Annotated in this window: 20 protein-coding genes and 1 tRNA gene; 8 read left to right on the top strand and 13 right to left on the bottom strand. The window is 65.9% G+C overall.

Annotated elements, in window-relative coordinates; all coding sequences use genetic code 11:
- The first annotated feature begins 1 nt into the window (after window position 1).
- Both Q0R16_RS09155 and Q0R16_RS09150 read left to right on the top strand, forming a co-directional pair.
- Window positions 2-961, top strand: a complete 960-nt coding sequence (locus tag Q0R16_RS09155; RefSeq protein WP_295635336.1) for a cation diffusion facilitator family transporter — start codon at window positions 2-4, stop codon at window positions 959-961.
- Between the two features lie 76 nt (window positions 962-1,037).
- Complete coding sequence (locus tag Q0R16_RS09150; protein WP_295635334.1) at window positions 1,038-1,742, top strand: Fe-Mn family superoxide dismutase; 705 nt, start codon at window positions 1,038-1,040, stop codon at window positions 1,740-1,742.
- On the opposite strand, the gene Q0R16_RS09145 is transcribed toward Q0R16_RS09150, so the two are convergent.
- The 6 genes from Q0R16_RS09145 to Q0R16_RS09120 form a co-directional block, all read right to left on the bottom strand.
- A complete protein-coding gene (locus Q0R16_RS09145; RefSeq protein WP_295635332.1) occupies window positions 1,734-2,426 on the bottom strand; it encodes an aspartate/glutamate racemase family protein in 693 nt (230 codons plus the stop codon). The genes Q0R16_RS09150 and Q0R16_RS09145 overlap by 9 nt on opposite strands.
- Before the next feature lie 33 nt (window positions 2,427-2,459).
- Window positions 2,460-3,716, bottom strand: a complete 1,257-nt coding sequence (gene clpX, locus Q0R16_RS09140; protein ID WP_295635330.1) for an ATP-dependent Clp protease ATP-binding subunit ClpX — start codon at window positions 3,714-3,716, stop codon at window positions 2,460-2,462.
- A 280-nt stretch (window positions 3,717-3,996) separates the two neighbouring features.
- Window positions 3,997-4,692 (bottom strand): ATP-dependent Clp endopeptidase proteolytic subunit ClpP, encoded by a 696-nt coding sequence (gene clpP, locus Q0R16_RS09135; RefSeq protein WP_295635327.1) that lies wholly within the window; start codon window positions 4,690-4,692, stop codon window positions 3,997-3,999.
- A 78-nt stretch (window positions 4,693-4,770) separates the two neighbouring features.
- On the bottom strand, window positions 4,771-5,244 hold the full coding sequence (locus Q0R16_RS09130) for a CHAP domain-containing protein (protein ID WP_366857413.1): 474 nt from the start codon (window positions 5,242-5,244) through the stop codon (window positions 4,771-4,773).
- Window positions 5,245-5,612: 368 nt separating this feature from the next.
- The gene (tig, locus tag Q0R16_RS09125) at window positions 5,613-7,226 is read right to left on the bottom strand and encodes a trigger factor (protein WP_295635324.1); all 1,614 of its coding nucleotides are present in this window, start codon (window positions 7,224-7,226) and stop codon (window positions 5,613-5,615) included.
- A gap of 80 nt (window positions 7,227-7,306) precedes the next feature.
- Window positions 7,307-7,391 (bottom strand) — tRNA-Leu (locus Q0R16_RS09120).
- Between the two features lie 171 nt (window positions 7,392-7,562).
- Here Q0R16_RS09120 and Q0R16_RS09115 point away from each other — a divergent pair.
- Entirely contained in the window at window positions 7,563-7,766 is a 204-nt protein-coding gene (locus Q0R16_RS09115; protein WP_295635321.1) for a hypothetical protein, read from the top strand.
- On the opposite strand, the gene sppA is transcribed toward Q0R16_RS09115, so the two are convergent.
- The gene (sppA, locus tag Q0R16_RS09110; RefSeq protein ID WP_295635318.1) at window positions 7,763-9,685 is read right to left on the bottom strand and encodes a signal peptide peptidase SppA; all 1,923 of its coding nucleotides are present in this window, start codon (window positions 9,683-9,685) and stop codon (window positions 7,763-7,765) included. The genes Q0R16_RS09115 and sppA overlap by 4 nt on opposite strands.
- A 130-nt stretch (window positions 9,686-9,815) precedes the next feature.
- Between sppA and Q0R16_RS09105 the strand changes: the two genes are divergently transcribed.
- Both Q0R16_RS09105 and Q0R16_RS09100 read left to right on the top strand, forming a co-directional pair.
- The gene (locus Q0R16_RS09105) at window positions 9,816-10,856 is read left to right on the top strand and encodes an aspartate carbamoyltransferase catalytic subunit (protein ID WP_295635315.1); all 1,041 of its coding nucleotides are present in this window, start codon (window positions 9,816-9,818) and stop codon (window positions 10,854-10,856) included.
- Window positions 10,853-12,094 carry a dihydroorotase family protein gene (locus Q0R16_RS09100; protein ID WP_295635311.1) on the top strand — a complete coding sequence of 414 codons (1,242 nt, stop codon included), beginning with the start codon at window positions 10,853-10,855 and terminating at the stop codon, window positions 12,092-12,094. Before Q0R16_RS09105 ends, Q0R16_RS09100 begins: the two co-directional genes overlap by 4 nt.
- Before the next feature lie 9 nt (window positions 12,095-12,103).
- Here Q0R16_RS09100 and Q0R16_RS09095 read toward each other — a convergent pair whose 3' ends face one another.
- From Q0R16_RS09095 to Q0R16_RS09085, 3 genes are read right to left on the bottom strand one after another with little or no spacing between them, the layout of a single operon-like run.
- A complete protein-coding gene (locus tag Q0R16_RS09095; protein ID WP_295635309.1) occupies window positions 12,104-13,642 on the bottom strand; it encodes a tetratricopeptide repeat protein in 1,539 nt (512 codons plus the stop codon).
- A gap of 24 nt (window positions 13,643-13,666) precedes the next feature.
- Window positions 13,667-14,251 (bottom strand): hypothetical protein, encoded by a 585-nt coding sequence (locus Q0R16_RS09090; protein WP_295635306.1) that lies wholly within the window; start codon window positions 14,249-14,251, stop codon window positions 13,667-13,669.
- Window positions 14,252-14,265: 14 nt separating this feature from the next.
- Window positions 14,266-14,985 carry a ParA family protein gene (locus Q0R16_RS09085; protein ID WP_295635303.1) on the bottom strand — a complete coding sequence of 240 codons (720 nt, stop codon included), beginning with the start codon at window positions 14,983-14,985 and terminating at the stop codon, window positions 14,266-14,268.
- A gap of 323 nt (window positions 14,986-15,308) precedes the next feature.
- On the opposite strand from Q0R16_RS09085, the gene Q0R16_RS09080 reads away from it, so the two are divergent.
- The gene (locus Q0R16_RS09080; RefSeq protein WP_295635300.1) at window positions 15,309-16,421 is read left to right on the top strand and encodes an SPOR domain-containing protein; all 1,113 of its coding nucleotides are present in this window, start codon (window positions 15,309-15,311) and stop codon (window positions 16,419-16,421) included.
- 10 nt (window positions 16,422-16,431) lie between these two features.
- Here the strand turns inward: Q0R16_RS09080 and Q0R16_RS09075 are convergent, their stop codons facing one another.
- On the bottom strand, window positions 16,432-17,148 hold the full coding sequence (locus Q0R16_RS09075; RefSeq protein WP_295635297.1) for a TIGR02281 family clan AA aspartic protease: 717 nt from the start codon (window positions 17,146-17,148) through the stop codon (window positions 16,432-16,434).
- 127 nt (window positions 17,149-17,275) lie between these two features.
- Between Q0R16_RS09075 and Q0R16_RS09070 the strand changes: the two genes are divergently transcribed.
- On the top strand, window positions 17,276-17,974 hold the full coding sequence (locus Q0R16_RS09070; protein ID WP_295635295.1) for a L,D-transpeptidase family protein: 699 nt from the start codon (window positions 17,276-17,278) through the stop codon (window positions 17,972-17,974).
- A gap of 73 nt (window positions 17,975-18,047) precedes the next feature.
- The gene (locus tag Q0R16_RS09065) at window positions 18,048-18,476 is read left to right on the top strand and encodes a hypothetical protein (RefSeq protein WP_295635292.1); all 429 of its coding nucleotides are present in this window, start codon (window positions 18,048-18,050) and stop codon (window positions 18,474-18,476) included.
- Window position 18,477: 1 nt separating this feature from the next.
- Here the strand turns inward: Q0R16_RS09065 and Q0R16_RS09060 are convergent, their stop codons facing one another.
- Both Q0R16_RS09060 and Q0R16_RS09055 read right to left on the bottom strand, forming a co-directional pair.
- Window positions 18,478-19,254: an SDR family oxidoreductase gene (locus Q0R16_RS09060; RefSeq protein WP_295635289.1), complete on the bottom strand. Its 777-nt coding sequence runs from the start codon at window positions 19,252-19,254 to the stop codon at window positions 18,478-18,480.
- Between the two features lie 65 nt (window positions 19,255-19,319).
- Window positions 19,320-20,066, bottom strand: coding sequence for a sigma-70 family RNA polymerase sigma factor (locus Q0R16_RS09055; RefSeq protein WP_295635287.1), 747 nt, complete (start codon window positions 20,064-20,066; stop codon window positions 19,320-19,322).
- Window positions 20,067-20,200: the final 134 nt, after the last annotated feature.

The following is a 20,200-nucleotide window of genomic DNA, read 5'->3' as shown; positions in this document are numbered from 1 at the left end:
CATGGGTCACGATCACTCCGGCCACGCGCCGCACGCACACGACGGACACGGGCACGGACACGGGCACGGACCTGGGCATGGTCACGGGCACCATCATGCGCCGGCCAGCTTCGGCCGCATCTTCGCGCTGGGGATCGTGCTCAACGCCGGGTTCGTGGTGATCGAAGGCGGCTTCGGCCTGGCCACCGGGTCGATGGCCCTGCTGGCCGACGCCGGGCACAATCTGTCCGACGTGCTGGGCCTGGTCATCGCCTGGACCGCGACCGTGTTCGCTGCGCGGCCGGCGACCCAGCGGTTCACGTACGGCTTCAAGTCCAGCTCGATCCTGGCCGCGCTCGCCAACGCGGCGTTGTTGCTGATGGCAGTGGGCGCGATCCTGTTCGAAGCGGTGCAACGGCTGGTTCACCCGCAGCCGGTCGAAGGCGGGGTGATGATGGCAGTCGCCGCAGCGGGGATCGTGATCAACACGCTGACCGCGCTGCTGTTCGTTGCCGGCCGCAAGCACGATATCAACATGCGCGGCGCATTCCTTCATATGGCGAGCGACGCGCTGGTATCGGCGGGCGTGGTGGGCGCGGGCTTCCTGATCACGCTAACCGGGCGTGCCTGGATCGATCCGGTGACCAGCCTGGTGATCGTGGCGGTGATCGGGATATCATCGTGGCGCCTGTTCAAGGATTCGATGAAGCTGGGCCTGCTCGGCGTGCCGCCGGGCATCGACGAGGCCGGCGTCCGGACATTTCTGGCCGCGCAGCCGGGCGTGGAAGCGGTCCACGACTTGCACATCTGGCCGATGAGCACGACCGAGACCGCGTTGACGACGCACCTCGTCATCCCCTCGGGCCACCCGGGCGACGCCTTCCTGCGCGAACTGGCGCACGAACTGGAACACGATTTCCGCATCGGCCACGCCACCGTGCAAATCGAAACGGCGCACGAGGATTGCTCGACGGGCTGCTGACGGCGAGACGTTTTGCATGGCGCGCATGGCGGCGGCGTGTCACCTTCGTAGCAAGCAAACCTGGGGAGCAAGCGCCATGTCGAACGACACCATGCCCATCGATCGCCGCAGTGCCCTGATCGCCGGGATTGGCGCAAGCGCGCTGGCGGCGCTTCCATCGTCCGGCCTTGCCCAACCCGTGGCCGGGCCGGCAACATATGCACCGCAACCGCTGCCGTTCGATCCGGCGGCGGTCCCCGGACTTTCCGCCAAGCTGCTGACGAGCCATCACGACAACAATTACGTGGGCGCGGTCAAGCGGCTGGGCGCGATTCGCGGCGAGTTCGGCAAGCTCGACATGGCCACCGCGCCCGGCTTCGCGATCAACGGGTTGAAGCGCGAGGAACTGATCGCGTGGAATTCGATGATCCTCCACGAAATCTACTTTTCCGGCCTTGGCACGCCCAACCGCCCCGGCGCGTCGCTCGCCAGCTCGATCGAGCGCGATTTCGGCAGCATGGCGCGCTGGCAGGCCGAATACGTCGCGATGGGCAAGGCGCTTGGCGGCGGATCGGGCTGGGTCATGCTCACCTGGTCACCGCACGACCGGCGGCTGGTCAACACCTGGGCGGCCGATCACACAATGACGCTGGCGGGCGGCACGCCGGTGCTGGTGCTCGACATGTACGAACACGCCTATGCGATGGATTTCGGCGCCAAGGCTGCGGCCTATGTCGATGCGGTAATGGCGGCGACGAACTGGACCGCGGCGGACGCGCGGTTTGCGAAGGCCTCAGCCTAGCGCCCGCTCCACCGCTGCCGCGGCGTGGAGTGCGGTGGTGTCGAACAACGGCAGCAGGCTGTCTTCGGGCCGGATCAGCAGCATGATTTCGGTGCAGGCGAGCACGATCGCTTGCGCGCCGGCATCGGCCAGCCGCGCGATGACTGCGCGGTAAGCTTCGCGCGATTCGGCGCGGATAACACCTCGCACCAGTTCCTCGTAGATCACGCGGTGGATGGTGGCGCGGTCGGCTTCGTGGGGCACCAGCGATTCTACCCCGAACCTCTCCGCCAGCCGCGCCTTGAGGAACGGCTGTTCCATCGTGAAGCGCGTGCCGAGCAAGCCGATGCGGGTGAAACCCCTCGCCGCCAGCGCCGCGCCCATGGCATCGGCGATGTGCAGCACCGGGATCGCGGCCTCGGCTTCGACCGCATCGGCGAAGCGGTGCATGGTATTGGTGGCGATCACCAGGAAGTCGGCGCCGCCCGCCTTTATCCGACGTGCCTCGGCAACCATGATCGCGCGCTGCCCGGCGTCGTCGCCCGCATGCTGGAGTGCTTCGATTTCGGCGAAATCGACCGAGAGCAGCACCATCTTCGCTGAATGCGTGCCGCCTAACCGCGCGCGAACGCCCTGGTTGATCAGCCGATAGTATTCAGCAGTGCTTTCCCAGCTCATCCCGCCGAGCAGGCCGATGGTCAGCACGGCGGGTGAGCGTTCAGCGGGGAATGGCGGCGATCAGGCCGCCTTTTCCTGGCCCTTGAGCACCTGAATTGGCTCCTTGCGGCCTTCGACCACGTCCTTGTCGACCACGATCTCGGTTACGCCTTCCATCGTGGGCAGATCGAACATCGTGTCGAGCAGCAGGCTTTCGACGATCGAGCGCAGCCCACGCGCACCGGTCTTGCGTTCGATCGCGCGCTTGGCAATCGCTTCCAACGCATCGTCGGTGAAGGTGAGCGCGACGTCTTCGAGGTCGAACAGCTTCTGATACTGCTTGACCAGCGCGTTGCGCGGTTCCTTGAGGATCTTGACCAGCGCCTCGATGTCGAGATCGTTCAACGTGGCGATCACCGGCAGGCGGCCGACGAATTCGGGGATCAGCCCGAACTTGAGCAGATCTTCCGGCTCGGCCTTCTGGAGCAGTTCGCCGACGCGGCGCTTGTCGGGATCGGCCACATGCGCACCGAAGCCGATCGAACGCTTCTGCAAGCGGTCTGCAATGATCTTTTCGAGCCCCGCAAACGCTCCGCCGCAGATGAACAGGATGTTGGTGGTGTCGACCTGCAAGAATTCCTGCTGTGGATGCTTGCGCCCGCCCTGCGGAGGAACGCTCGCGGTGGTGCCTTCCATCAGCTTGAGCAGCGCTTGCTGGACGCCTTCACCCGACACATCGCGCGTGATCGAGGGATTTTCGGCCTTGCGGCTGATCTTGTCGATCTCGTCGATATAGACGATGCCGTGCTGCGCCTTTTCGACGTTGTAATCCGACGACTGGAGCAGCTTGAGGATGATGTTTTCCACATCCTCACCCACGTAGCCGGCTTCGGTCAGCGTGGTGGCGTCGGCCATCGTGAACGGCACGTCGAAGGTTTTCGCCAGCGTCTGCGCCAGCAGCGTCTTGCCCGAACCGGTCGGTCCGACCAGCAGGATGTTCGACTTCGACAGTTCGACTTCGCCGCCCTTGCCGCTGTGTTTCAGGCGCTTGTAGTGGTTGTGCACTGCCACCGAGAGCACGCGCTTGGCGCGGTCCTGCCCGATCACGTAATCGTTCAGCGTCTCGAAGATGTCGCGCGGGGTGGGTACGCCGCCATCCTTCTTGCCGGCGATGCCGGCCTTGGTTTCCTCGCGGATGATGTCGTTGCACAGCTCCACGCATTCATCGCAGATGAACACCGTGGGGCCGGCGATGAGCTTGCGCACTTCGTGCTGCGACTTCCCGCAGAAGCTGCAGTAGAGCGTGCTTTTGGTATCCGATCCGGAAAGCTTGGTCATTGTCTATCCCGTACGCCTTTTCGGCTCTCGAAAGGGCAAGTTTAAAGGCGGCTCACAAAGAATCAACCGCAAGTCCGCGTGGGGTCTCGAAGGCGTCCTAACCCGGGCCGCCTTGCGGAAAGCTGAAACAATGGCTGCGGGCGAACTGCGCCACCGCCTGATCTTGCACAGCGCTACGCCCCGGAGCGCATGAGTCAACCGTTAGCGTGGCGCTGCGCATGGTCCTGCACAGCGCCACGATCGACTGTTGCGCCTGAAAAACGACGAAATTTCGACCTCGTCAGGCCGAAGGTGCGCCGCCGCTGCCATCTGCCTGGCCGACCTGATCGCCGGCAGGGCGCGTTTCGAAAACTTTGTCGACGATGCCGAATGCCTTGGCTTCATCGGCTTCGAGGAAGGTATCGCGATCCATCGCCGTCTCGATCTGGTCGAGCGTCTTACCGGTGTACTTGGCATAAAGATCGTTGAGCCGCTTGCGCATGCGCAGGATCTCGCGCGCCTGGATCTCGATATCCGAAGCCATGCCGCGCGCACCGCCCGAAGGCTGGTGCACCATGATTCGCGCATTGGGCAGCGCAATGCGCATGCCCGGTTCACCCGCGGCGAGCAGGAAGCTGCCCATCGATGCAGCCTGGCCGATGCACACGGTGGAAACGCGCGGCCGGATATACTGCATGGTATCGTGGATCGCGAGACCCGCCGTCACCACGCCACCCGGCGAGTTGATGTACATCGAGATATCCTTCGACGGATTCTCGCTTTCCAGGAACAGCAACTGCGCGACGATCAACGAGGCCATGTGGTCCTCGACTTCGCCGGTGATGAACACGATGCGTTCGCGCAGCAGCCGCGAATAGATGTCGAAGCTGCGCTCACCACGGCTGGTCTGTTCGACCACCATCGGCACCAGCGCGCCCGTTATCGGATCGTGCGAAAATTTACCCTGCGCACCGGATGCGCCGAACAGATCGATCATGGAGTCCCTCTCTGATTGCGTGGCCTATGTCGCGTGGCCGGGCGCGATGTTCAAGGGCGTTAACCGTCGTTTGAAATTTCAGCCGCCGGCTTGCGCTTCTTCACCCACATCGGCCGAAGCGAGCGTCGTCTGCGTGCGGTCGATGCTGTCGTCCGCGCCGTGCTCGTCATAGATGAACCCATAAGTCGGGTTGCTGCGCAGGCCGAGCGAACCGGTGCCGCTGTGCCACACGCGCACCGCGCTCCAGTCGCCGGCTTCGGATACGTCGACCGCGAGTGCGGCGCGCTGGATATCGCCGTGGCCGGTCCAGTTGGCGTGGTTGAGCAGGACGTGGCGCGAATCGAGCACTTTGCTCACCACCGCGACGTGGCCGTAGCGCATGGCGCCGGTCGACTTGAAGGCCAGCACGGCGCCGGGTGTGGGCTGATGTCCGCGGCGGTACACGCCATCGGCCTGGCCCCACCATGTGCCGGCATTGCCGTGCAGCGCCACGCCCGACACTTCGCGGGCATACGGGGCGCATTGGAGGTGGGCGGAAGCCGGGGTGGCAATTGCGCAAAACGCGATTGCGGCGAAGATGATCGAAGCAAATGCGCGAAGGCGTCCGTTTGCGGTTGCGCAAAGAGCCTCAACGAGGCCCAGGCGCTGCTGGAGCATTGTCACTGTGGAACTTCCCCGTCCAAGGGCCCCACTGCGTGGGTACCGACCCGATGGACAGACCTTAAGGGGGAGTCGTTGCGCAAGTCACGCGCGGTTCCAGCGGGTCATCGCCTTAACCAAACGGTTCATCGTGGAACGGTGCGTGGATGAGACGAACCGCACAAACACCGATGGTGCGGCGCACAAAATTCGGGCGGGGCGCTTATGGTGCACCCCGCCCTAATTTGTGTTCAAGCGGATCGAGCGCCGAAGCGCCGGAATCAAGCCTCGGCCTTCTTCTTCGCCGGGGCCTTCTTCGGCTTGGCTTCGGCGGCAGGCTCGGCATCATCAGCCGTTTCGGCCTTGGCTGCGGCCTTCTTGGCGGGTGCCTTCTTCGCAGGCTTTTCGGCTACGGGTTCAGCAGCGGCTTCGGCCGGCGCGGCCTCGGCAGCTTCGTCCGCAGCAGCAGCCTTCTTGGCCGGAGCCTTCTTCGCGGTAGCCTTCTTGGCCGGCCTGGCTTCGTCGCCGTGATCATGCCCGCAATCCGGGCCATGAACGTGCCCGTCTTCATCGGCTTCGATCGCGGCCTGGAGTTCTTCCCTGGTCACTTCGCGTTCCGTGACGGTGGCCTTGTCGAACAGGAAGTCGACGACCTTGTCCTCGTACAGCGGCGCGCGAAGCTGCGCGGCGGCCAAAGCATCGTTCTGGATGTATTCCATGAAGCGCTGGCGGTCTTCCTGGCGGTATTGCTGCGCGGCCTGCTGCAGCAGCATGTTCATTTCCTGGTTGCTGACCTGGACGTTGTTGGCCTGGCCGATTTCCGACAGCAGCAGCCCCAGCCGCACGCGGCGGACGGCGATGCGCTGGTAATCCTCGCGGTCGGTTTCCATTTCGGCGCGCGCGGCTTCGGGGTCGTCCTCGTTCGCGGCTTCCTGTTCCAACTGCTGCCAGATCTGCGCGAATTCGGCTTCGACCATCGAGGGCGGCACGTCGAATTCGTGGGCGGCGGCAAGCTGGTCGAGCAGCGCGCGCTTCATCTGGGTGCGCGTCAGGCCGGCGTTTTCCTGTTCCAACTGGCCGCGCAGCAGCCCGCGCAACTGGTCTATGCCTTCAAGGCCGAGCGACTTGGCGAATTCGTCGTCGAACACCATTTCGCTGGGGTTCTTGACCGCCTTGACCACGATATCGAAGGTAGCGTCCTTGCCGGCAAGGTTTTCGGCCTGATAATCGGCCGGGAAAGTCACGGTGATGGTTTTTTCATCACCCGCCTTCACGCCGGTGAGCTGCTCCTCGAAGCCGGGAATGAAGCGGCCGGCGCCGATTTCGAGCGGCTGGTCTTCGGCCTTGCCGCCTTCGAATTCCACTCCATCGAGCTTGCCGTTGAAGTCGATGATCAGTTGATCGCCTTCCTTGGCCTTGGCGCTCTTCTTGGCATCGGTGAAGCGCTTCTGCCCCTGGCCGATGCGTTCAAGCGACGTATCGACTTCAGCGTCGCTGACCGGCACGACCAGCTTTTCGAGCGCCAGCCCATCGAGGTCGGGCGCCACGAGATCGGGCAGCACTTCGAGCGCGACGGTCAAGGTGGCATCGGCCCCCTGCTCGTAACCTTCACCCAGCGACACATCGGGCTGCATCGCGGGGCGCAGCTTGTGATCGGCCACCAGCTTGTCCATCGCTTCGCGGATCGTGGCGTTCAGCGCATCCTGGTGCAGCGCAGGCCCGTGCATCTTGCGCACGAGGTTGGTGGGCACTTTGCCGGGACGGAAGCCGGGCATCCGCATCTGCGGCGCCATGCGCTTGATTTCGCCATCGACCCGGGCCGCGATATCCGCGGCGGGGATGGTGACCGAAAAGGCGCGCTTCAGGCCTTCCTTGCTGGTTTCGACGATCTGCATGATGGATCAACTTTCTGGCGAATAGAATTCTTGGGTCTCACAATGCGGCGCCAATTGCAGTCGAGCCGGGCGGCATGAAGTGGTGCGGGCGAAGGGACTCGAACCCCCACATCTTGCGATGCCAGAACCTAAATCTGGTGCGTCTACCAATTCCGCCACGCCCGCCCAGTTTGCAATGCACAAACGCCGCTCACGCGAGCGGTGGCCCCTATCGCAGCGTCCGGCAAAGGGCAAGAAGGCACTTTGAGTGGCTGTCTCGGGCCGGCCCGCCCCTGGAACAAACCATCCCGGCAAGCGCTTCCTTCGCACAACCGTGTCACGAGAAGGAACCATGCCATGGCCAGCCAGCCCGGAGACCCTGCACCCGACCGCATCGAGCCGCAGTCTCCGCCCGAAGCTCCGCCGCCACCGTCGGTGCCCGAGCAGGACCCCGGTTATCCCGACGAGGTCAACGAACCACAGCCCGACGAATATGCGCCCGACAGTTCGCCCGACGAAGTGCCCGCGGAAACCCCCGACGGCGATCAGGCCGAACGCTAGCGGATAAGGCGCCCGATCGCACCCAGCCAGCCCAGCAGGCGCATGCCGCCGGCATCGGGCTGTGTCTGGCGCACGGCGCCGCCGTCCATGCTGGCGCATTCGAGGCAATAAGCCTGCGCCCCCGCACCCGACAGCAGGTATGACAGATCGCCCGCCATCCGTTGCGCGGTGGCCTGTGCACCGGCTGCCGCGGCCGACGTTGCGTCGAAAGCCTTGGGCGGGCCGCTGTCTTCGCCGCCCGAAACCGCTTGCTCGATCAGCGCCTGCAACGGACTTTGGCGATCGCCCAGGTATTCGGGGTGCCAGCCATCGGGGCTGAGCTTGCCGGCCTTGGCGGCAAAGGCAAGCGCCTCTTCCTCGCCGCCGAATTCGTCGACCAGCCCCAGTTGCCGCGCAGTGCCGCCATCCCACACGCGGCCTTGCGCGATCTTGTCGACATCTGCGGGGCTCTTGTGCCGCGCTTCGGCGACGATCCCCAGGAAGTGGGTGTAGATGTTGCCGATTTCGCCCTGCACCACTGCTTCGGATTCGGGCGTGAGCCCGCCGAACACGTCGGGCTGCCCGCTTAACGGCCCGGTGCGGAACGAATCGGGGTGGACGCCCCAGTTCGCGAGCGCGTTTTCGAACGTGGGGATCACCCCGAACACGCCGATCGAACCGGTGATCGTGGCGGGTTCGGCAAACACGCGGTCGGCCACGGTCGAAACCCAGTAGCCCCCGCTCGCCGCCACGCTGCCCATCGACACCACGATCGGGCGCTTGGTGGCGCGGAAGCGCACCAGCGCCGCGCGAATGCGTTCGGACGCCATCACCGACCCGCCCGGCGAATCGACGCGCAGCACCAGCGCGGGCGTATCGTCATCGGCGGTGGCCTTGTCGATCAGCCGCGCGATGCGGTCTCCCCCGGCCACGCCCGGGCCCTGGTTGCCGTCGACGATCTCGTTGGCCACGGTCACGACCGCGATGCCCTTGCCCTTCTGCGAAGGCGGCCGGTCAGCGAGATAGGCGCCCAGTCCCGTGCGGCGGAACGCGCCGGGATGGTGCTTGGTCGCCGCATCCTCGGGCGTGCCGACGATCTGCGCGACGCGATCCCCGAAGGCCTCGCGATCGCCCACGCGATCGACCAGCCCGGCCTTGAGCGACGCTTGCGCGGCATCGCCCTTGCTTGCGGCCAGCCAGCCGACCGGGTCCTTGGTGACTATCGCGATCTGTGCCCTGGGACGGGCCTTCGCCACATCGGCCTGCCAATCGGCCCACAATGTGCCGAGCAGCGCGCCTTCGGCGGCATGCGATTCGGGCGAGGCCGAATCGCGGAAATAGGGCTCGACCGCGTCCTTGAACGTGCCCACGCGGAACACGTGCGCGTTGATCTTCAGCCGATCGAGCAACCCCTTGTAATACAGCCGCGACCCGCCCGGACCCGACACCGCTACGCCGCCCAGCCCATCGACCCACACTTCGCTGGCGTGCGCCGCCAGCAGGTACGCTCCGTCGCGGTACAGCGTCGCGCGCACCAGCACCGGCTTGTTCGCGGCGCGCACCTTGTCCATCGCCGCGCCAACGCGCTCCAGCGCGACTTGCCGCGCCCCGCCGAAGCGATCGAGATCGATGACCACCGCCTTGATCCGGTCATCCTTCGCGGCTTCCTCGATCCCGCGCACCAGGTCGCGCAAGCGGATCTGCCTTGCCGGTGCTTCGCCGCTGAGCAGCACCTGCATCGGCGCTACACGCGTCTTTTCCTCGACCACCGGGCCTTCGATCGGCACGTAGAGCGCGCCGCCCTGCATCGATGCCCCGCCCCCACCCGGCCGCATGGTCAGCGCGGCCGAAAGCGCCACGAAGAACAGAAGCAGGAACAGGAGCACGAGCCCGTCCTTGATGCCGACAAGGATTTTCCAGACGAAGCGGGCGAAGTTCATTGGCCAGATCTCATGGTGCTGGCTTTATCGCGGCGATTCCGCGCGCGCCAGAGCAATTGCCTCGAAGTGCGCAAAGCTGTGGGCAAGGGGCTTGAGGCCGGGACGCGGCGTGTCTATGGCGTGGTCTTCGATGCCATCATCGGAAACCCCCACAGATCGATCCTTCGCGGGCCGCTACCCTCCGGGCAGCCTGGCGTACCCGCACCGCGACCTGACCGGGATCGGCCACCTGGCGCGACACGAAATCCTGTATCTGCTCGACGAGGCCGAGCCGTGGGTGGAACTCAACCGCCAGCCCCAAAAGCGGGCGGACCTGCTGAGCGGCCTCACAATTATCAACGCGTTCTTCGAGAACTCCACCCGCACGCTGCTGTCGTTCGAGATCGCGGGCAAGCGGCTCGGCGCCGATGTCGTCAACATGCACGCCGCGCAATCGAGCGTGAAGAAGGGCGAAACACTGATCGACACCGCGATGACGCTCAACGCGATGCGCGCCGACGCGATCGTCATCCGCCACGCAAGCTCGGGCGCGGTCGGGCTGATCGCGGACAAGGTCGATTGCCCGGTGCTCAACGCCGGCGACGGCAGCCATGAACACCCCACGCAGGCATTGCTTGATGCGTTGACCATCCGCCACGCGCTCGAACTCGGCCATGGCAGCGATCTCAACGGCGTGCGCGTGACGATCTGCGGCGACGTGCTGCACAGCCGGGTGGCGCGATCGAACATCCTCGCGCTGACCGCGTTGGGTGCCGATGTGCGCGTTTGCGCCCCGCCCGCGCTGATGCCCGACGGGATCGAGGCGCTGGGCGTCACCCCGTTCCACGATTTCGACGAGGCGCTGAAAGGCGCGCAGATCGTGATGATGCTGCGGCTCCAGCAGGAACGGATGCAGGGCCAGTTCATCCCCTCCCCGCGCGAATACCGCTACCTCTACGGACTGTCGCTCGATCGGCTGGCCAAGGCCGATGCTGGCGCCTTCGTGATGCACCCCGGCCCGATGAACCGCGGGATCGAGATCGAAAGCCAGGTGGCGGACCATCCCACCCGCAGCCTGATCACCCGGCAAGTCGAACGCGGCGTGGCGATCCGCATGGCTTGCCTAGATGTGCTGACCCGTCGCGCCCGCCGCGTGGAGGGCTGGGCCCCTCCCGGGCAGGGACTGTCATGACCCCGCGCCCGATCACTTTTATCGGCGGCAAGCTGGTGCTGTCCGAAGGCGAACCGCTGGCCGGCAACTTGCGGTGCGCCGAGGGCCGGATCGTTGCGTTGGGCGACGTCACGCCCGCCGACGGCGACGAAGTAATCGATGCGAGCAGGCAACTGGTCGCACCCGGCCTGGTCGATCTCGGCACCTTTGCGATCGACAAGCCGGCGTTCCATTTCGGCGGGATCACCCGCGCCGCCTTGATGCCCGACCAATCGCCCCCGCTCGACCATCCGGCGCGGGTGCGGTTCGCCGCGCAATCGGGCAAGCCCGACTTGTGGGTCCACCCGTTGGCCGCCGCGACGCGCGGGCTTGAGGGCGTCGAACTCGCCGAACTGGCGCTGATGCGCGACGCCGGCGCCAAGGCCGTCGCCACCGGGCGGCGCTGGATCGGCGATGCGGGGGTGATGCTGCGGTTGTTGCGCTATGCCGCGATGCTCGACCTGGTGGTGGTGACTCACGCCGAGGATGCCAGCCTCACCGGCAATGCGGTAGCCACAGCGGGTGAAATGGCCACGCGGTTGGGCCTGCCCGCCGCCCCCGCCGCAGCCGAGGCGCTGGCAGTAGCGCGCGACATCGCGCTGGCCGAACTGGCCGGCGCACGGCTGCACTTGCGCCAAGTGACCACGCTGGCCGCGCTCGACCTCGTCCGCGCCGCCAAGGATCGCGGCGTGCGGGTGACGGCGGGCGTAACCCCGGCGCACTTCATGCTGTCGGACCTGGAACTCGCCGATTTCCGAACGTTTGCGCGGTTGTCGCCGCCGTTGCGGAATGAGGCCGACCGTCAGGCTGTCATCGACGCCATTGCAGATGGCACGATCGACGTCATCGCTTCGGGCCACGATCCACGCGGACCCGAGGACAAGCGGCTGCCTTTTGCCGATGCCGAACCCGGCATGGCGGGCGCGGAAACGCTGCTGCCGCTTACGTTGGGGCTCGTCCGCGCCAATGGTTTTGGGGGCCATATCGACATGGCGCGTGCGTTCGAATTGATCGCAGGCAATCCGGCCGCGCTGCTTGGGGTTCAAGCCGGGCGGCTGGCGGTGGGCTACGAAGCCGACATCGCGCTCGTCGCCCCCAATCGCCCGTGGCTGGTCGATTCGCGCGAGATGAAGGCCAGCGCGGGCAACACCCCCTTCGATCGGCGCCCGGTCGAAGGGCGCGTGGCCGCGCTGTTCAAGGGCGGTGCCCGGGTAAAATAGCGGCGCGGATTATTTGCGGCGCGCCAGACCCGGTGCGACTGCGTTGTGCGGTGCGGGCTTTGCCGCATTGCGCGCAAAACCGACCGGCTGCGACGGCTGGAACCGCGACAGATCGGCGCGTACGAAGCAGGTGCCGCCGCCCAATGTGACCGAGTGGCAAGCCGCGCTGGCCGAACGCGTTCCATGACCATTGGCGAACCCGGTCGCCAGCACGCGCCAATACGTCTTGTTGCCGACTTGCACTTTCACCATGCCGAGCTTGTGGCCGCCGAGCGCCATGTGCCGCGCGGCGTAGTGCCGCAGAGCCCGCTGCGCACCGTCCTGCGTGGCGAATGCACCAAGCTGAACCGCGACATTGCCGGTGCTTGCGTAAACCGGTGCGATGGTCTGCTTTGCACGGCTTGCCGGCGCACGGGCGACCTGAACATGCCGGACAACCGTAGCAGCGACAACCGGCGCAGGGGCAACCGCTTGCCGCGCAACCGACCGGCGAACCGTCGGCACGCGAGCGAGCGCGAGTGCAGCCGGAGCCGGGGCTGGCTCGGCCGCGCTCTGGACCTTGATGTTGTGCAGCACCGCGGGCGCATCGGCGTTGCCGTCGATGATCGCAGGCGCCGCAGCGGGCGCGCCGGCATCGGCCGAACGACCCGACACGTCGACCACGGGTGCGGTCGGTTCGCTGGCCAGCGGTGGTAGTTCGGTGGCGGCGGCGCGCGCCAGCATCGGCGCGGCGGCGTGCGTTTCAGCAACCGCAAGCGCCTTGGGCGCGACGCCGGGCACGGCCGGCGCCGTGGCAAGCGCAAGTGCCACGGGCTCACCCGAATCGCCCCGCAAGGGCGTGCCGAGCAACATCGCGACGCGCTTCTGGGTGTCTTCGGGCTGTCCGGCGAGCGCCCACTGGCTTAGCCGATCGTCGACCTTGTCGGCGGGCAGATCCTGCTCGACCATCGCGCGGGCCATCGGCCACTTGCCGTCGAGCGCGAACGCATAAGCCAGGTTCTGGCGGATCTTGGGCGAATTGTCGCCCTGGCGCAGCGCATCGGCGAGCACCGCCACGCCCTGGCCGGTCTGGCCGGACAGTGCGAGCGCCAGCCCGTAATCGCTGGCGGGGATCGCATCGCGATAGGCACTCAGCGTGTCGGACGCCTGCGCGTACTGGCCTTGCGAAATCTGCATCAAGGCCAGCGCCAGCGCGGTGCGGCCCTTGTCGTTGCCGAGTTGGAGCGCGTCTTCATAGGCCTGCCGCGCCGAGACAAAGCGCCCGGCACGCAAGTATGAATCGCCCAGCACCACGCGCCAATCGGCCTTGCGCGGTTCGAGCGCGACCGCCTGCTCGGCCAGCGCGATCGCTTTTTCGACCTTGCCCTTCGCCAACGCGGTCTGCGCGCTGGCTGCAACCTTTTCGGGCTTGGGCGCAGCGGCCACTGCGCACGTGGCAAGCACGCCCGCTGCGGCCATGCCGACCACGCCAACGCTCAATCGATTGAAACGGATCGGATATATCGTGGCGACCTGGGCCATGAAGCGGTGAGTTGACTTGATCGACATCGCTTGGGTTCCCCTGGTCTTCAATCAATGCTGGCGTGAGCGCCGCGCGCGGCGCGCAAGATCATCGAGGCCTTCGACCTCGGCGAGCACGCGATCGAGCGCTTCGGTCACGAGTTGCTGCGCGCTGCGGTTCTTCACCGCACAGGCCATCCGCAACCGCAGATGCCGTTCGGCATCGACGCGCAAGGTAAAGGCGGCGCGGCGGCCATCATCGAGCGCCGAACGGCGCATGCCGGTTTCGCGCTCGGCCGCCGGGTCGTTCAGCGCGGCGGCAAGCCGCTCGCGCTGGTGGACGACCGTCGGTGGCAACACCGATTGCGCCGGCAGCACCGGATGCGCCGGGAGCAAGTGCAGGACTCGCGCTTTTTCGGCGCGCTTGCGCGGGGCCGGTTCGGGAGCGGCCTCGATCAAGGCTTCGCCCAGATCGTTCCAACCCAGATCTTCATGGGCCGGGTCGTCATGACCGAGGTCGAGCGATTCCTGCATTTCGGCAGTCGTTTCGTCACCGGACCAGCCGAGCACTTGCGATTGCGGGCGCATTGCGGGCTTGGCCGCGCCCTTGCGCGCAAGCAGCTTCGGCGAAAGCGATGCAATGGGTTTGCCGTCCATGCGCATGGCTCCGCTCAGGAGCCGACCGTGCGCCGGCCGAAGCCGGTGCCGGGGCGCACCACGCCGGGCAGCGCGCTGACTTGCGCAGGCGCGGCGAACACGGTGCGGCGGAAGTTCTTCTCGAGCCGTTCGGAGATATAGTGCCACAACGCGGTCACTTCCTGCGACGAGCGGCCGTTGGGATCGATCTCCATCACCGTGCGGCCGTCGATCATCGAGGCGGCAAAATCGGTGCGGTGATGCAGGGTGATCGGCGCCACGGTGCCGTGCTGCGACAGCGCGACCGCGGCTTCGGAGGTGATCTTGGCCTTGGGGGTGGCGCCATTGACCACGAAAATCAGTGGTTTGCCCGCGCGGTCACACAAATCGACGGTGGCGCCCACGGCGCGCAGATCGTGCGGGGAAGGACGCGTTGGCACCACGATCAGTTCGGCCACCGAGATCACTGACTGGATCGCCATCGTGATCGCGGGGGGCGTATCGATCACCGCCAGCTTGAAGCCCTGCTGGCGCAACACCACAAGGTCGCTGGCAAGCCGCGCCACGGTGGTTTGCGCAAAGGCAGGAAATTCCGCCTCGCGCTCGTTCCACCAATCGGCAAGCGAACCTTGCGGATCGATATCGATGAGGACAACCGGTCCTGCACCGGCGCGCTGCGCCTGCACGGCGAGATGGCCAGACAGGGTTGTCTTGCCAGATCCGCCTTTTTGCGATGCCAATGCCAGAACGCGCAAAGTCTTCCCCCTTAAAGCAGCCGTAGAACCAAGGTCCCCCGGGACCCCGAGCCGTTGCGGCCACGCCGTTGGATCGCAGAAGACACTGAAGATTTGGTTAACCCGAATACCCGGTGTCGGGCGCCAGACGGGGCTTTGCGAGCCTCTCGATCCGCCCACTGGACAACGCACGGTTAACCAAATAGCCAAGGCTTGCGCCTTATAGCGGGGTGGGGCGATCGGCTGCTGAGCGGTCAGGGGGATCGTGGTAAAGGGTCGGAACGGACATGCGCGCACTGGGACCAACAATTGATCGATCAGCACCCGGTGTTTTGGGGGGCATGATGAGCATCGTGGCATCGGCCTTGGCGGGCGCAATGCTGACCGCAACGCCGGTGGCCGCGCAATCCGGCACAGGTTATGCCGCAAGCGTCCAACAGGGCGTCGATGCCGCATCGCGCAACGACTACCCCGCCGCGGTCAAGCTGTGGCAGGGACCGGCAGCAGCCGGAGACGCCGATGCCCAGTACAACCTGGGCATCGCCTACAAGAACGGGCTTGGCGTGACCGCCGACATGACGCGCGCCGAAGAACTGTTCCGCAAGGCGGCCACGCAGGGCCATGTCGATGCAGGCGACCAGTACGGGCTGCTGCTGTTCCAGACCGGGCGCCGGCGCGAGGCGCTGCCCTGGCTCGAAGCTGCGGCCGAACACGGCGAGGAGCGCGCGCAATACGTGCTGGGCACCGCGCATTACAACGGCGATTTCGTGCCCAAGGACTGGATCACGGCGTATGCCTTGATGAGCAGCGCGTCGGGCCAGGGCTTGCTCCAGGCCAAAAGCAGCCTGGCGATGATGGACCAGACGATCCCGCTCGAACAACGCCAGCAGGGCATCGCCATGGCGCAGGACATGCAGAAAAAGGCCTTGTCACTGCATGGCAGCCAGTTGGCCGCAGCCGATCTGGGCGCGCCGCGTGTGGCGCCGTCCGGGCCTCGGATCACGCCTGCACCGGTGCCGCCGTCGATGGCTGCGGGCGATGACACGCCTTACGCTCCGCCGCCACGGCCGACAGCGGCTGCGGCGGGCGCCAGCTATGCCTCTGCCCCGGTCCCGGAGCCGCGCGTCAGGCCGCCAGCGCCTAAGCCGGCCACAATGCCTAAGCCGGCTGTAGTTATGGCCCCCAAACCGGCGCAGGTTGCCGCTGCCAAGCCCGCCGAATCGGGCACCGGCCGCTGGCGGGTGCAGCTCGGCGCGTTCGGGCAGGCAGCCAACGCCAACGCCTTGTGGAGCCGCGCCGGCGCGCGTGCCGAATTGGCGGGCAAGCGCCGCATCGATGTTGCAGGTGGTTCGGTCACGCGGTTGCAAGCGGGCGGATTCGCTAGCGAGACTGCTGCCAACCAGGCTTGCGCAGGGCTCAAGGCGGCAGGCTTCGTGTGCGTGGTAGTGAAGCCCTGACGACCGGGGGCTAGCTGCTCTTGGCTGCTGCCTGCGGGTGGCGCGGGGTCAGGATCAAGGTGCCGTCCTCGACCCGCCAGCCCTTGAGCCGGTTGAGGAAGTTCATCCCCAGCAAGTTCAACCCGCCCGAATTTTCGGTGATGACCACTTGCAGGTCGCGCGCGACCACCGATCCGAAGCGCAGTTCCTTGACGCTCGCCACTTGCGCCTGCGTGGCACCGTTGGCGGTGCGCACCGTGACTGGCAGACGCATCATATCGGGCTCGAGACGGGCCTCGGCAGCCGCATCCGAGGCAATCGCCGAAACGGTGGCGCCGGTATCGACCATGAAGCGCTGCGTGCTGCCGTTGACCTTGGCGGTGATCCAGAAGTGGCCGTCCTGTGCCATCGGCACGCGCGTTTCGGTGCCCAGGACTTGCTGGCGCGGCATCCCCAGCGAAGCCAGCGGCGCATCGAGCGAAGTGCCGAACGACGGGTTCAACCGGCTCAGTTGCAGCACGCTGATGCCCAGCACCACGAACAGCGCCACATTGCCGCAAGCGCGCATGAAACCGCCAAGGAACGGCAGGTAACGCCGCAGGAACCCGCCGAACGACGCCAGCGCAAAGGCTGCGATGGCCGCCAGCAGTAGCGGCGGCAACGTGGCCAGCCATGCCTGCGCCGGGTGCATCAAGTCTGCCGCGCGGTGCCAGGCCGTGGTGACCGTCGAAGTGAATATCCGTTCCATCGCGGCTGTACGTTAGCGGCTCGAAGCTTTCGCGCCGCTGACTGGCACGCTATCCTGTCCCCGGTTAGCCCCGGCGCTTAACCGGCTGGCAAGGCGCGGGCGTGTAAGCCGATCGGCGGACAGATGCATGAACGGTAACAAACCCTTCGATTTTGCCGGCAGCAAGCCGGTGCGACTGGCAATCGGTGCGATTGCCGGGGCGCTGGCGATCGGCCTGGCGTTCGAGGTCGGCCAGGATGCCGCCGCATTGCTGTTCGGTGGAGGCGATGCGGCGGTTACGAAGCCGGCGCCGATTTCGGCCGCCAAGCCAGCGCCCTCTCCCGCCGCCCCCTCTCCCGCCGCCCCCTCCCCCGCCGATGCGCCGTTCGTGGTCAAGTCGATCCTGCCGATCAAGGACCCGATCGCGTTCGGCAAATTCTACTGGCAGCCCGAACGCACCACCAATGGCCCGCTGGTCATCACCGTCGATCTGACCGCGCGTGTGATGTCGGTGTTCCGCGACGGGCACGAGATCGGCACATCCGCCATCCTCAAAGGCTACAGCGCCAAGCCGACCCCGCTCGGCGTGTTCCCGATCCTGATGATGGACGCCGATCACCACAGCAGCCTCTACGATGACGCCCCCATGCCCTACACCATGCGGCTGACCGGCGACGGCGTTTCGATCCACGGCAGCAAGGTGGAAAAAGGCTACGCCACCAACGGCTGTGTTGGCATTCCCACCCCATTCGCCAAGCTGGTGTTCGCGGCTGCCAAAGTGGGCGACAAAGTGATCATCACCGACGGCAAGTCGATGAAGCTGGGTGATCCGATTTTGGCGAATTGAGCGGCACCCGAAAACACGTCCGGAACGGCGTCACTGGCTTGGCGCAGGGTATCTTCCGTGGTAATTTCGATGGATGAAATTCTTACTGATCATCTGGCGTTGCGTATATTTCGGCACAGCTTTCCTGGCATTATTTGCGTTATATCGGGATAGCTACAACCAGATTGATAGCGCCTACCATTTGCCGTCGCTCTGGCGCTGGCTCCAGCCGCTTTGGCTGTTCGTCATATTGATCGAGTGTGTCGTGCAATGGCGACTGCGAAAGTCGAAGGCTTACAGGGAACCTTCGCCGGCGCGCAGCGCAGTCGGCGTCGTAGTGATCATGGGCGCCACTTTTCTGTTCTCCACCGCACGCGTGTGGCTGGCGAAAGGCGACTATGCAGTTCCAATTTTCACCGTGCTAGCAACCATAGCAATCGCTTTCATTGCCTATCGCTTCGCCAGTAGGCATGCCGGGGAGATCGGCGAGGCGCGCTTCGACACCACCTCGTCGCGCCGCTGAATTACACCGCCCTTGCCGCATCCCCTTTCGATGTCCCGCCATCGACGTCGATCACCGTCCCGGTCACGTAGCTCGCCGCGCTGGTCGAGAGGAACACGGCCGCTTCGGCAACCTCATGGCAGGTGCCCCAGCGTTTCATTGCGATGCGAGCTTCGTGCGCGGCCTTAAGCGTCGCGTCGGGGGCGAGGCGGGCCATGCCTTCGGTGCCTTCGATCGGGCCGGGCGAAATGCCGTTGACGCGCACGTGCGGGCCCCATTCGAGCGCGAGGACGCCGATCAGGCGGTTGATGCCCGCCTTGGCGGCGCAGGCGTGGGCCTGCATGGTCATGGCGTTTTCGCCCTGCGGCGCGGTGATGGCGATGACCGAAGCATCGGCGGCAAGCAGATCGTGGCAGCCGCGGAACACGTTGAAGGTGCCGTTGAGGTCGATGTCGATCACGGTGCGGAACGCGTTGGCGCTCATGCCCAGCGCGGGCGCGAGGAAGTTGCCGGCTGCGCCCGAGATCACGATGTCGAACGGCCCGTTGGCGTGGTGCGCCTGCTCCATCGCGGCGCGGATCGCGCCGTAGTCGCGCACATCGGCGGAGAGGCCGAGCGCGCCTGAGCCGATTTCGGCGGCGGCGGCGGCGGCTTTCTCGGGATTGCGCCCGGCCACTGCAACCTTCGCACCGAGGGCGGCGAAGCGTTTGGCGATGCCCAGGTTGATGCCGCTGGTACCGCCGGCGATGAACGCCGATTTGCCGGCGAGTACATCATCGCGGAATGGGGAATTGGTCATCGCTGGCATCCTCTTAGGCTTGTTTAACCGGACGATTAAACCCGAGCCGCGATGCTGGCAAGCGATCAGAGCAACACCATGTCTTCCCCCAGCATGCCGCGCAATTTGTCGAGCGCCTGCGCTTTCAACTGGTGGACGCGCGGCACGCTGACCTCGAGCGTTTCGGCGATCTCGTGCAAGTTGAGTTCCTCGACGAAATAAAGCTGCACGATCAGTTGCAACCGTTCGGGCAGCGCTGCGATCGCTGAGGCCAATTCGGCACGCGCCTGCTGATCGGCCAGCATCGCGAACGAATCAGGGCGATCGTCGGCGAAGGCAAGGTTGCTGTCCGAATAGGCATCGTCGATCGGCTCGATCCGCACCGGTTCGCACGCCGCGCGCAATTGCACCAGTTCGCGCGGGGTCATGTTCAATTCGGCGGCCAGTTCGGCTTCGGTGCCGGGGCGGCCGAGCCGCGTGGCGAGCGTCGCTTCATGGCTGCGCAACTGGCGCCGGCGATCGGCGGCTGGGCGCGCCAGCGGGGTGGCGCGGCGGATCAGATCGACCATCGCCCCGCGCACGCGCAGCTTGGCATAAGCGGCGAACCCGTCCTCGCTGGGGTTGTCGTGCTTCTGCGCGCATTCGGTCAGCGCGACGAGGCCCGCCTGCATCAGATCATCGAGCTCGATCCCCGATCGGCCCGAGCCGTGAACATGCCAGGCCAGCTTGCGCACCATCGGCTGGAAGCGGCGGACACGATCGGCCACCAGATTGCCTCCGCCATAAGCGTGCCGGATCTGTGGCGCGGCGAATGCTTTTGGATCGTGCTTCATGCGGCAAGGCTTTCGGGTTCAGGAAGCATTAGCGGGGCGGGTTGCGGGGCGCCGCCGATCACTTCGATCACTTCGATCGGCTGGCTCGGCGGCAGTTCGGCGATCGACAGCACCGTGCATTGCGGCGCGCGCAT

The sequence above is a fragment of the Novosphingobium sp. genome (assembly GCF_025351285.1).
Taxonomy (GTDB): domain Bacteria; phylum Pseudomonadota; class Alphaproteobacteria; order Sphingomonadales; family Sphingomonadaceae; genus Novosphingobium.
The sequence above is the reverse complement of the archived record's forward strand: the minus strand, read 5'-3'. Positions and strand labels throughout refer to the sequence as shown.